This is a genomic window from Sphaerobacter thermophilus DSM 20745, assembly GCF_000024985.1.
GTDB lineage: Bacteria > Chloroflexota > Chloroflexia > Thermomicrobiales > Thermomicrobiaceae > Sphaerobacter > Sphaerobacter thermophilus.
Genome location: NC_013523.1, coordinates 608,137 through 620,176 on the forward strand (window position 1 = coordinate 608,137; position 12,040 = coordinate 620,176).

Annotated in this window: 13 protein-coding genes; 6 read left to right on the top strand and 7 right to left on the bottom strand. The window is 69.1% G+C overall.

The window, feature by feature from the left end; genetic code table 11:
- Positions 1 to 2 precede the first annotated feature (2 nt).
- The 6 genes from STHE_RS17725 (at position 3) to STHE_RS02675 (ending at position 5,090) form a co-directional block, all read left to right on the top strand.
- Complete coding sequence (locus STHE_RS17725; RefSeq protein WP_012871019.1) at positions 3 to 599, top strand: metallophosphoesterase family protein; 597 nt, start codon at positions 3 to 5, stop codon at positions 597 to 599.
- A 164-nt stretch (positions 600 to 763) separates the two neighbouring features.
- Positions 764 to 1,804 (top strand): SDR family NAD(P)-dependent oxidoreductase, encoded by a 1,041-nt coding sequence (locus STHE_RS02655; RefSeq protein WP_012871020.1) that lies wholly within the window; start codon positions 764 to 766, stop codon positions 1,802 to 1,804.
- A 33-nt stretch (positions 1,805 to 1,837) separates the two neighbouring features.
- Entirely contained in the window at positions 1,838 to 2,362 is a 525-nt protein-coding gene (locus STHE_RS02660; RefSeq protein WP_012871021.1) for a DinB family protein, read from the top strand.
- 19 nt (positions 2,363 to 2,381) lie between these two features.
- Positions 2,382 to 3,392, top strand: coding sequence for an SDR family NAD(P)-dependent oxidoreductase (locus STHE_RS02665; protein ID WP_012871022.1), 1,011 nt, complete (start codon positions 2,382 to 2,384; stop codon positions 3,390 to 3,392).
- Positions 3,393 to 3,516: 124 nt separating this feature from the next.
- Positions 3,517 to 4,668, top strand: a complete 1,152-nt coding sequence (locus tag STHE_RS02670) for an acetyl-CoA acetyltransferase (protein ID WP_012871023.1) — start codon at positions 3,517 to 3,519, stop codon at positions 4,666 to 4,668.
- Between the two features lie 2 nt (positions 4,669 to 4,670).
- Positions 4,671 to 5,090 carry a Zn-ribbon domain-containing OB-fold protein gene (locus tag STHE_RS02675; RefSeq protein ID WP_012871024.1) on the top strand — a complete coding sequence of 140 codons (420 nt, stop codon included), beginning with the start codon at positions 4,671 to 4,673 and terminating at the stop codon, positions 5,088 to 5,090.
- A 13-nt stretch (positions 5,091 to 5,103) separates the two neighbouring features.
- Here STHE_RS02675 and STHE_RS02680 read toward each other — a convergent pair whose 3' ends face one another.
- The 7 genes from STHE_RS02680 to fliJ all read right to left on the bottom strand — a co-directional run bounded on the left by STHE_RS02680 (position 5,104) and on the right by fliJ (position 12,026).
- On the bottom strand, positions 5,104 to 5,574 hold the full coding sequence (locus STHE_RS02680; RefSeq protein ID WP_012871025.1) for a hypothetical protein: 471 nt from the start codon (positions 5,572 to 5,574) through the stop codon (positions 5,104 to 5,106).
- Between the two features lie 585 nt (positions 5,575 to 6,159).
- On the bottom strand, positions 6,160 to 7,401 hold the full coding sequence (locus STHE_RS02685; protein ID WP_012871026.1) for a flagellar hook protein FlgE: 1,242 nt from the start codon (positions 7,399 to 7,401) through the stop codon (positions 6,160 to 6,162).
- Positions 7,402 to 7,449: 48 nt separating this feature from the next.
- A complete protein-coding gene (locus STHE_RS02690; protein ID WP_012871027.1) occupies positions 7,450 to 7,902 on the bottom strand; it encodes a flagellar hook capping FlgD N-terminal domain-containing protein in 453 nt (150 codons plus the stop codon).
- 18 nt (positions 7,903 to 7,920) lie between these two features.
- Positions 7,921 to 10,077: a flagellar hook-length control protein FliK gene (locus STHE_RS02695; protein ID WP_012871028.1), complete on the bottom strand. Its 2,157-nt coding sequence runs from the start codon at positions 10,075 to 10,077 to the stop codon at positions 7,921 to 7,923.
- A 58-nt stretch (positions 10,078 to 10,135) separates the two neighbouring features.
- Positions 10,136 to 10,552, bottom strand: coding sequence for a flagellar basal body rod protein FlgB (gene flgB / locus STHE_RS02700; protein ID WP_012871029.1), 417 nt, complete (start codon positions 10,550 to 10,552; stop codon positions 10,136 to 10,138).
- Between the two features lie 12 nt (positions 10,553 to 10,564).
- Complete coding sequence (locus tag STHE_RS19510) at positions 10,565 to 11,551, bottom strand: peptidoglycan DD-metalloendopeptidase family protein (protein ID WP_012871030.1); 987 nt, start codon at positions 11,549 to 11,551, stop codon at positions 10,565 to 10,567.
- Positions 11,541 to 12,026 (bottom strand): flagellar export protein FliJ, encoded by a 486-nt coding sequence (fliJ, locus tag STHE_RS02710; RefSeq protein ID WP_012871031.1) that lies wholly within the window; start codon positions 12,024 to 12,026, stop codon positions 11,541 to 11,543. Before fliJ ends, STHE_RS19510 begins: the two co-directional genes overlap by 11 nt.
- Between the last annotated feature and the right edge of the window lie 14 nt (positions 12,027 to 12,040).

A 12,040-nucleotide genomic window follows, 5' to 3' on the forward strand; every position in this document is an offset into this window, starting at 1 on the left:
CGATGCGGTTCGGTCGTCGAGTCGGGATCATCGGCGATGTGCACGGGGCGGATGTGCTGCTCACCCGTGCGCTGGACGCCTGCCGGGTGGCGGGGGTCGAGACGGTCGCGTTACTTGGCGATCTCTTCGACCGCCTGGATCAGGCCGACGCCGTGGTCCGGGCGCTCGATGGCTGGCACATCGTCGGCGTGCGCGGGAATCACGAGTCCGAGGCGCTGCTCGCGGCAACGAACGGACAGGTCCACATCCACCCCGCCACAGCCGCCTTGCTCCGCCGTCTGGAACACCGGGTCATCGTCGACGACGTGTGCCTGGTCCATGAGGAGGACGGTTGGGGCTGCCACGACCCCGTCGCCACCCTGTTCGGCGGCTCTGGTCGGCTGTCCACTCGCCGCTACCCTGCCTGGATCACCTTCGCCGGCCACACCCACGTCCGCCACGCCCGCGACGAGCGCGGCACGCTCGAGATCGGCCGCGGAAGCGTGGCGCTCGCGCCGCACCGCCGGTATCTGATCAATCCCGGGGCACTGGTTAATGGCCAGTTTGCCATCTGGGATCGGGAGGCGGGGGTGGTGAGATTTTGGGATTTGAAGGGGTGAAATGTCACGGCAGGCCCTCACCCCCGGCCCCTCTCCCAACCCTGGGAGAGGGGAGATGGAGGGAACGACGGCCACGGTTCGCTCGGCGAGTATGATGTTCCCCCTCTCCCAACTTTGGGAGAGGGGGTAGGGGGTGAGGGCTGACGCATGACAAAGGAGGCACCATGAACACACTCGACGGCAAAGTCGCGCTCGTCACCGGCGCGGGCCGTGGGATCGGCCGCGCGGTGGCGGAGTTGCTGGCGGCGGAAAGCGCCGCGGTCGTGGTGAACGACCTGGGCACGGCCCTCTCCGGCGAGGGGGCCGATGTCTCCGTGGCCCAGCAGGTGGTGGACGCCATCCGCGCCGCCGGTGGGCGGGCGGTGGCCAACACGGAGTCGGTCGCCGACTACGCCGCGGCGGGGCGGATGGTGGAGCAGGCGCTGGATGAGTTCGGCCGCCTCGACATTGTCGTGAACGTCGCCGGGATCCTGCGCGACCGGATGATCTTCAACATGACTGAGGAGGAGTGGGACGCCGTCATCGCCGTGCACCTGAACGGCACCTTCAACACGTCCCGCCATGCCTGCGCGCTCTTCCGTGAGCGGAAGACGGGCGGGCGGATCATCAACTTCTCGAGCGTGTCGGCCTGGGGCAGTCCCGGCCAGCCGAACTACGGGGCGGCCAAGTACGGCATCCTCGGCTTCACGGCGGTGCTGGCCAACAGCATGAGCCGGTACGGGGTAACCGCCAACGCCATCCTTCCGTACGCTGCCACGCGCATGATCGACTCGACGCCGCGTGGGCAGGAGTTTGCCCGCCAGCACGGCAAGCCGCCGAGCGAGATGGCGGCGGGGACGGAGGGCGACCCGGCGAACGTCGCGCCGATGGTGGCGTACCTCGCCAGCGACGCTGCGGCGGGCATCAACGGCCGCTTCTTCGGCGTGCGCGGGTACACGATCCAGCTCTACTCCTCCTGGGAGATCGCCGCGATCCTGGGCGCCGACCGCCGGTGGACGCCGCAGGAGCTGGCCGAACTCTTCCCCACCTATATCGACCCATTGCTGGAGGACGTGCCGACGGTGGAGGTGCCGGGCCAGGAGCGGCCGTTGCGCGGCACCGCTGCGCTCCAGCACGACCCGGCCGCCTGGGAGGAGTTCGCACCGGGCATCCAGCAGTGGGTGCGCGAGGGCTACTACGCGGCGAAGGCGGCTGCTCGGTCCTGACGTGGCCGGTACTCGCGTGGAAAGGACGTGGAGATGTATGTGCCGATGATTCGGCTGCTCTTCGACTACAGTGCCTGGGCTGATACTCGGGTCCTAAAGGCTGCCGAGGGGCTCACGCCGGATCAGTGGTTGGCACCGGGCAGTGCGGGGCGTGGTTCGATCCGGGACACGCTCGTCCACGCGATCGCGGCGCAGAGGCGCTGGATCTCCTGGCTCGACGGCTCCGTCCCGCCGCAGGAGGCGATGAGGCTCAACATCGATCCGGAGACGGTGCCCGACCTCGGGGCGCTGCGTGAGCGGTGGGAGCAGGTGCAGCAGCAGACGCGGGCCTTCCTCGAGCGGGCCACGGAAGAGCTCCTGGCCGAGGAGATCAGCTCGCCCACGCCGCGGGGTGGCGTCTGGACCGCACCTCGGTGGGAGATTCTGGTCCACGTGGCGAACCACAACACGCAACACCGCAGCGAGGTGGCAGCCATGTTGACCCAGTTCGGGCACTCGCCCGGCGACCTCGACGTCTTGTTCTACCTCTTCGAGCGTCGCCTGCCGGTGGGCGCGTAGGCGGCATGGGAGGTTTACGATGGGAATGCTCGACGGCAAGGTCGCGATCGTGACCGGCGCCGGCCGGGGGATCGGCCGGGGAATCGCCCGGCAGATGGCCGCCGAGGGTGCGGCGGTGGTGGTCAACGACCTCGGGACCGCGCTCTCCGGTGAGGGAGTGGACGTCTCTGTGGCGCAGCAGGTCGTCGATGAGATCCGCGCCGAGGGCGGGAGTGCCGTGGCCAACACCGACTCGGTTGCGGACTACCGGGCGGCCGAGGCGATGGTGCAGCAGGCGATCGACGCCTTCGGACGGCTGGACATCGTGGTCAACTGCGCCGGGATCCTGCGCGACCGGATGATCTTCAACATGACGCCCGAAGAGTGGCAGGCGGTGATCGACGTCCACCTCAAGGGGACGTTCAACCTGTGCAAGTGGGCGTCGGTGCGCTTCCGCGAGCAGAAGAGCGGGCGGCTGATCAACATGACGTCCAACTCGGCCTTCGGCGCGCCGGGGCAGCCGAACTACGCCGCTGCAAAGGCGGGCATCATCGGGCTGACGCTTTCCTGCGCCAACGGTCTCGCCCGCTACAACGTGACCGCCAACGCCGTGGTGCCGAGCGGTGCCACCCGGATGATCGACTCCATCCCCAGCGCCCGTGAGGCGGTGGCCCACACCGGGAAGCTGCCGAGCGAGCTGGCCGCCGGGACAGAGAAGGACCCCGATAACGTCGCGCCGCTGGTGACGTATCTGGCGAGCGACGCGGCCCAGCATATCAGCGGGCACCTCTTCGGCTCGTTCGGCTACAACGTGGTCCTCTTCTCCCAGCCGAAGATCATCAAGACACTGCGCGCGGACCACCGCTGGACCGTCGAGGAGCTGGCGCAGCACATCCCGCAGGCGTTCGGGTCCGACTTCCAGGAGGTGGTCAACGACCCGCGCGTGTCAGCCGCGATCGAGGCGATCCCGGAGGGCAAGTGGGTCGAGATCGGTCCCGGCCTGCGCTTCTACGGAACCAAGATCGAGCCGCACATGGAGTTTGTGTGGTGAGGTGTCAGGCGTCATCCGTCCCCCTCACCCCGCACGGAGCCGGCCCCGCTCGGACGGAGCCCACCAGGGGAGAGGGGAGCAGGACGGGTGATGTATGACGCATGACGTGGGAGGATGATTGACTGTGACCACGCTCTCGGGGAAAACCGCCATCGTGGGGGTGGCGGAGTCGGACCAGATCGGGAAGGTGCCGGACAAGCCGGCCATCGCCCTGCATGCCGAGGCGGCGCTAAACGCATTGGAGGAGGCCGGGCTGACCCTGCGCGACGTGGACGGCCTGCTGACGGCCGGGATCAGCCCGCTGGAGCTGGGTGAATACCTCGGCATCGAGCCGTCGTACACCGACGGAACGGCGGTCGGCGGGTCGTCGTTCGTCATCCACCTCGCGCACGCCGCCGCGGCCATCGTGACTGGCCGATGCTCGGTGGCGCTGATCACGCACGGGGAGAGCGGGCGCTCACGGGTCGGGATGCCGCCACGCGTCCCCGCCCCGGACTCGCTGCGCGGGCAGTTCGAGGATCCCTACGGCCTGCCGACACCGGTCGGTGCCTATGCGCTGGCGTGCTCGCGGCACATGGCGGAGTACGGGACGACCAAGGAGCAACTTGCCGAGATCGCAGTCGCGACGCGCAAGTGGGCCATGCTCAATCCCAAAGCGTACATGCGTGACCCGATCACGATCGAGGACGTACTGAACTCCCGCCCCATCGTCTGGCCGTTCAACCTGCTCGACTGCTGTCTGGTGACTGACGCGGGCGGGGCCTGCGTCGTGACCTCGATCGAGCGCGCGCGCGACCTGCGCCAACATCCGGTCGCGATCCTGGGTGTCGGGGAGAGCCACGATCACTCGATCATCTCCCAGATGCCGAGCCTCACGTCGTTCGCCGCGCGTCGCTCCGGGCAGGCCGCTTTCAAGATGGCCGGAGTGACGCACGACGATATCGACCTGGCGATGATCTACGACTCCTTCACCTACACGGTGCTCCTGTCGCTGGAAGACCTCGGATTCTGCGCGAAGGGTGAGGGGGGTGCGTTCGTCAGCGGCCAGCGCACCGCGCCGGGGGGTGACTTCCCGATGAACACCAACGGCGGTGGCCTGTCGTACACGCACCCAGGCATGTACGGGATGTTCGCCATCATCGAAGCCGTCCGCCAGCTCCGCCATGACTACGCGGATCAGGGCATCCGGCAGGTGCCGAACTGCGAGCTGGCGATCGTGCACGGGACCGGCGGCGTTCTCTCGTCGGCCGGGACTGCCATCCTGGGGAGGGTTTGACCGTGAGTACCCCGAGCAAGCCGCTACCTGTCGCCGACCCGGTGACGGCGCCGTTCTGGGAGAGCGTCCGCGCGCACGCGATGCAGATCCAGCAGTGTGACGCCTGCGAGCGCTTCGTCTTCTACCCGCGCGTCGTGTGTCCCCACTGCGGGTCGCGCACGCTCACCTGGAAGCCGGTCGCGGGGACCGGTGTGGTCCACGCCTTCGCGATCGTACACCGGCACCCCAACCCGGCTTTCGCCGCCGAAATCCCGTACGTGGTGGCGCTGGTCGAACTGGACGAGGGTGTGCGGATGATGACCAACCTCGTCGACGTACCGCCCGACCCGGAGGTAGTGCGGGTCGGGATGCCGGTCGAGGTGGTCTACGACGACGTGACCGAGGAGGTGACGCTCCCGAAGTTCCGGCCGCGGAGCGGATAGGGGGGCGTCGTTCCTACCCGACGGGAATGGTGAACCGAGCCTCGCGCTCGATGCCGCCGCCGGCGTTGAGCGTGGTGATGAGCGTCCAGGAGCCGGGTTGATCGAACTCGATGACCGCCGTCAGCCCGGCCTCCGGCTCGTTCCCATCCGGTAACGGTGAGGCGGGTACAGCCTGCAGGGACGTGCCGTCCGGGCGCACCGGTGTGAAGCGCACGTCGTTCATCGGCACGGGCGTGCCGATGGTGCTGGTGAGCTGGACCGTGACGCGGGTGCGCCCCTGCTCCACGGGGTGCGGATCGGTCCAGAGGTTGATCAGGTACTCTTGCTGGCCGGCCATGCCGGGGAGGGTGACGCGCTGCTGGTAGGCCGGGTCGTTGGCGTGACCCAGGCTCATCCAGGCGACCCCGACGGCAAACACCAGCACAGCCGCGGCGACGATCATCAGCGTGACGCGACCGCGGCCCGATGCGGGCCGGTTCGACACCGTGGCTCCTCCTCAGTCCCGGGCGGGCCCCCGCCCGCCCCGCGGCCCTAATGATACGACACGGCTTCACCACGCTGTCGGGCGGGGACCGGGCGGTGGTGGAATGAGCCCCCGCGGTGGCGCATACCCGGGGTAATGGAGTTTGACGAATTCTTGTGGTGTGCCCACTAGCCACCCGCTCCCGCGCGGGTGTCATCCTGAGCGCAGCGAAGGATCGCGCGTCGGACTGGGCACGCACCGGGGAGATCCCTCGCTTCACCGGGGACGGCTCTCGCCGCCCCGGCTCCGCTCAGAATGACAACAGAAGGGCAGCTCCGGTGTAGCACAGGAATTCGTCAATCTTCATTACCCCCGGACCGCGGTCGCGGCCACGATCGCCCGCGGCCGGCACCCGCCACGGCACAACGATCCTTGCACTACCCATCCCGGATAGTGACGAGACTGAGCACACGCCTGCGCTTCAGCACGTGAGAGTGGGATCCAGCGGAAGGGTGCTCGACTCTACGTTGGATTCCAACCGATGCGCGAGTGGCCGGGGCGTTTCGCCCCGGCCACCGCAGTTCGTGCGTGTTCGGTGTGCGGTGATTACCGCTTGAGGTTGACCAGGTCCTGCAAGACCTCGTCCGAGGTGGTGACGACGCGGGAGTTCGCCTGGAAACCGCGCTCGGCCAGGATCATGTTGGTGAACTCCTCGGCCAGGTCGACGTTAGACATCTCCAGGTAGCCTGCGGCAATCTGGCCTCGGCCGCCGGTCACCGGAGTGCCGATGACGGCCTGCCCCGAGTTCGGGGACGGCGACAGGAGGTTCTGCCCCTCCTTCAGCAGGCCGCCAGGGTTGGCGAAGGTTGCCAGCGCGATCTGGCCGAGCGCTTTGGTCGCGCCGTTGGAGTAGATGCCGGTAACCACCCCGTCGACGCTGATAGCGAAGGAGGTAAGGGCACCGGCGGTCCAGCCATCGGCCACACCCACGGCGTCGCTGCCGGCAGCGAGCTGGGTCAGCCGGGTGAAGTCGCCGCCGCCGGGGATCACGGTGTCGGCCGCGCCGTTGCCCCACTGGATGGTGAGATCGCCCGCACTCGTGACGTTGAGGACATTGCCCTGGTCGTCGAACTCGACGGTCCCGGTGGCGTTGGTCAGGGTCACCCCGGCTTCGCTGCTACTGTAGGTCCAGGACCAGGTGTTGGTCCCGGTCTTCTCGAAGGTCAGCGAGACCGAGTGCCGGAACCCGAGGGAGTCGATGACAGTGACGTCGGTCGTGTAGGTCGTGCCGGTCGCGGCGGCCGCGTTGAGGTTCCCCGGGATCACGATGGACATACTCGGCATGGCGTCCATCTCTTCGCCGATGGGGATGCGGATCGGCGACAGCGGCTGGCTGGTGTCGATTGCCCCATTCGCGTCAGCCTGCCATCCCATGACGTAGAGCCCCGTCGAGGGGTTGACAAGCCGGCCGTCGATCCCCAGGTCGAACGATCCGTCACGAGTGTAGTAGGTGCGGAAACCATCGGCGACGACGAAGTAGCCCTCGCCCTGGATCGCCATGTGGCTCATCTTCCCGGTCGCCGTCGGCGTGCCGGGGGCGTAGTCGGTGTCAATGCCCGCCGCCAGCACACCCAGACCCACCTGGGCCGGGTTCCGGCCGCCTCGCCCCTGCGCAGGGTCCGGTACGCTGGCCCCCCGAAGTGTGTGACTCATCACGTCCTCAAAGCGCACACGGGAAGCCTTGAACCCCGGAGTGGCGAGGTTCGCGATGTTGTTCCCGATGACGTCGAGCCAGGTCTGGTAGGCCTTGAGACCGGAAACGGCTGACGCCATGGAACGGTTCAGCATGGCAACCTTCCCTCCTGTCCTCCACGCCCGCGCCAGGGGGCGCGGAACCTACGCCGCGCCGCCCGATGCGGTCGCGGACGGATCGATCCCGATGCTCACGACGTGTGCGAGGGGTACGGCGGTCCCACCTACGTTTAGGACCGGCGTGCCCTCGTGAATAGTGACGTCGCTGACGACGCCCTTTATGACTCCCCCGCCCGACGGATCGAGAGCGGTAACGTGGCGGCCGATCAGGCTGGCGGTCTGAGCCAGCACCGACATTTCCACGAGCGTGCTCAGCGTCTCGTTCATCTGCTGCATCTGCTCCAGCGAGTTGAGCTGGGCAAGCTGCGCGATGAACTCGGTGTCTTCCATCGGCCGCAGCGGGTCCTGGTTCCGGAGCTGGGCGGTCAGGAGCATGAGGAACTCCTGCTTACCCAGCCGATCGGCCGGGGAGAACGTGGTGCTGGATGCCGCGTCGGTGCCCGGGTTGGTCTGGTTTGTGACGCCGGGTACGCTCACCCGCCAACCTCCTCTCCGCTAGACCCTTACGTCGATGCCGCGCGCCGGAGCAGCCTGTTGACCGGCAATCGCGCGCGGTCGGCCTTCAGCGTCGCGCTCCGGCGTACCGAGCCGGTAGAGGCGGAACGATTGCCGCCAGTCCGCCTCGGCCTGTGCATCGGCATGGCCCTGCCAGCCGCGCTCGCCGCCCTGGTCCGCCAGTGAGCCAGCCGTGCCGTCCGGCAAGGACTCCGGTGCGGTGACCCGGACTCGCTGCACCTCGTGGCCGTTCTCGACCAGACCCTGCTGGAGCCACCCCAGGTCACGCTCCAGGAGGTCGCGCGCCTCCGGAGTGCGTGCGATGAGGTCGATCTCGAGCCCGCCAGGACGGGACACGACGCGAATCTCGACCGGACCGAGCCATTCCGGCTCCAGGCGCACCCGGATGCTCGTCTGCCCGGCGTGCAGCATGTGCTCCACCCGCTCCAGCACTCGCGCTACCTGCGGCGCTGCGGGCGAAGTAGCGGGTTCTGCTGGAGCGGCCCGAACGCCCTGGGCCGGGGCCGCAGCGGAGTCGGACAGCGCTGCGCGTAGCTCGGTGTCTGGCGGGATGTCCGCCTCGACCGAGGCCGGGCGCAGGAGTGTGTCGTCGCGCTCCGGGGCAGGCGCGGGAGTGCCTGCCTCGGGCGCGACGCGTCCTGCCGTAGCGTCCACGGGAGCGACCACCTGCCGGTCACCGGCGAGTGCGGAACCCGTCGCTGCTGGCCTGGGCGTTGCCGGCGGCTCCGGTGCGCTTCCGGCCGGCTCCGTCGCGGTCGGCTGGTCGCTCGCCGGCGCTGGCGGGGCCGGCGCGCGCGCTGTATCGACGGTCTCCGCCGGGGCCGGTGTATCGCTAGGCTCTGCCTGCTGAGTCAGGGCTGGGCGCGCGGCCACCGCGTGGCTCGGCACCGTCACTGTGACCTCAGCGGGCCGCGGTGCTACTGAACGCGGCGGCTCAGCACTGGGGGGCGGGCCTGACGGCGTGGTGTGGTTCGGCCGGGCGCCAGTGTTGCCGGCCAGTGGCGGCGCTTCGATGTCGGTCGTCGCCAGCCGCGTTGGGACCGGCTTTGAGCCCTCAGCCTCCAACCCCGTGGATGGCGCGACGACCTGACGCACCGGTTCGTCGCTCCCGCGCACGTTCAAGCCGTCAATGCGTAGTAGCGATACGGCACCGGCGGTGACGGTCCCCGGCTGGGACGGCTCTGCCCGACCGTTGATGGAATCAATCCCGTCGGTGGGTGCTTCCATCCGGTTGGCCGATGCTCTCGCTGTTGCCGCCTTGCCCTGCGCCGTGTGCCCACTGTCAACCGGTGCGATGGTGGTCACCGCGGCATTCACCGGCGCGGCGGGGCGGGCTGGTGCTGGAGCGGCGGTATTCTGACTGAGGCTGATCGTCTGCCCCGCCTCTGCGGTGGCAGCACGCGCAGACTCCGGCAGGTTCGTCGTGCCCGTTTCCGCAGGTGCCGGTGAGCCGCGATGCGCGGCTCGCTCCGGCGGGGGGGCGCTGCGGTCAGGCGCGGTGCTCGGCAGGTCGGCGACCGTCACGCCGGCCGGTTGCCGCGGCGCCACGGCAACGACCGGTTCAGCCGGCTCGTCGCTCGTGCTTGGCGCGGTGGGGAGCGGCTGCGCGGGCGGGTCAATCGGCGCGGCGGTCGGCATGGCCGCGGCGAGAAGTGCCAGCACGGCCTGGAACCGCTCCTCGTCGGTAACCGTGCCACCCGCTGGCTTACCTTCGTCAGCAGGCGTGTCATGTCCACGCCGCTCCAGTTCGACCTCACCGGGTTGCACGTCCTGCGTGGTCGGGTCTGTCTCGACCGCACGCACCAACGCGTGGAGCCCGGCCATAGGTAGTTCGCCGTCACCGACCGGCGACTCGGGTACGGTCGGTTCCTGCTGGACCCGGTTGATGAGGGCCAGGAGCACGGCCGTCAGGTCGCTGAGTGAGTCGAGTTCTCCCTGAACGTCGGGAGGTGCAGCGCCGTCGCTCTCTGCCGGGGACGCGGACGGACCTGCCCCGAAATTAGCCAGCCACGCATCGCCTTGCCCGGCGAGCAGGTTCTCGAGTAGCGCGGTGAAGTCGGCCAGTGCCGGCCGGGCCGAACCGGTGACCCGGACTGCCGCCATCCCCATCAGGAGCGAGTCGATGGTGCTCACCATGCCGTCGTGCTCTCCTTCCACGGCTTACTCGTCCGCCGTGGCCTCCTGCTCAGCCGCATTACTGCCGCCCGTCGCTGGCGATGGTGCGCATGATGGCCAGCTTGCGCGCCAGCGCCTCGCTCACAGCGCTGTAGCGCATCGTCGTCTCGGCCAGGATGCCCATCTGCTGCTCGATGTCGACGTTGTTGCCGTCGTTGCGCATCGTTGTCCCCCGCATCTCGACGATGCGGGCCGGACTCGCGTCGTCCCCCGCATTCAGGGGCAGGTGACTCGCGTGCGTGCGCACGAGGATCAGGTTGCCGCCGGGCTCGTCATGCAGCCGTTGGCGAAGGGTCTCCTCGAACGTCACCCGGGATGCCTTGAAGCGCGGCGTATCGGCATTGGCGACGTTGTTGGCGGTCACCCGCTGGCGGAGCGCGAGGCCGTCAAGAGCCTGGGCCAGAAAGCGGGTCGGGTCGATCCCGTTCGATGCCATCGCCAAACCTCCTCAGTTCTCGCCGGTCCACATCCGGTACGCGGCCAGCACGTTCGCGACGTAGGCCTGCGTCTCCTCGTAGGGTGGGATGCCGCCGTAGCGCAGGACCGCGTTCGGACCGGCGTTGTACGCCGCCAGGGCGAGTTCCGCGTTGCCCTGGAACTGGTCAAGCAACTGCCGCAGGAAGCGGGTGCCACCGTCAATGTTCTGCGCCGGATCGAAGACGTCCTTGACACCGAGCGCCGCTGCCGTGCCGTCCATGAGCTGCATCAGCCCTTTGGCACCGGCCGGGGAGACGGCGGTCGGGTCGAAACCGGACTCCGCCTGGATCACCGCGGCGATGAGCACGGGATCTACGCCGTAGCGGGCCGCGGCCGCGTGGATCAACGCATCGTAGCCCCCGCCGCCGATGGCCCCGCCTGTCGCGACCGGCGCGGCGTCTGGCGCGAGGAATGTCCAGGGGTCGATCGCCTGGCCGTCGCGCCGAATTTCGTAGTGGACGTGCGGCCCGGTCGAGGCGCCGGTGCTGCCCGCCAGGGCGATGACCTCGCCCTTGCGCACGGTCTGGCCGGGCTGGACCGTCAGTTCGGCGTTGTGGGCGTAGAGGGTGACGGTGCCGTCCGCGTGCTGGATCTCGACCCGGTTCCCGTAGCTGTCGGTGTTGCCGGCGAAGATGACCACGCCGTCGGCGGTGGCGCGCACCGGCGTGCCCTCGGGAACGGCGATGTCGATGCCGTTGTGGTGCGTCTCGCCGGGCAGGAACTGGCGCGGGCCGAAGTGGGAGGTGACCTCCCCATGTACCGGCCAGGAGCCGCGGAGCTGAGCCGCGACGCTGCCGGCCGGGTCGTTCCCGCCCACGGCGACGCCGCGGGACGCCAGCACCTCGGCGAAGCTCCCTGCCCGGGCTGCGCCACCGTCGAGCCGCGGCGAGCGGACCGCGAACCGTGCCGGTTGGGCCGCGATCACCTCCGGCGGGATCACCAGCCGATCAACGGCCATAGTCCGCTCCGTTCGACATGGCCCGCGCGTAGCGCAGCGTGGCGATCTCGTCGAGCGCCTGTCGCGCTGCCGCCTCCTCACGCTCGCGCTGCTCGCGCAGGGTTCGCTCCTTGAGGCGCTCCAGCACGCGCTCGTCGATGCGCCGGTCGATCAGTTCCGCCCGCGCGGCCGACTCCTCTACCAGAACCTCCGCGCGCTCCCGGCGCCGTGCGCTTGCCTCGGCCCGCAGGCGTGCGTCGTAGGCCTCAGCGGCGGCGAGCGCGGTCAAGTCGAGCGCCCCGCTTGAAGCACGCTCCTCCAGGTACGAGCCCACCGCGGTCCGTGCGCCCTGGATCTGCTGCAGGGCCGCCTCGACCTTCAGGCGCTTCTGGATGGTGAGCGCCAGTTGCTGCTCGGCAGCCTCGGTCAATCGCCGCCGGTGCTCCAGCACGCGCTCCAGCCGGAAGCCCTTCCGTTGTGCACTACCGGGTGTCACAGCGATCCTCTCCG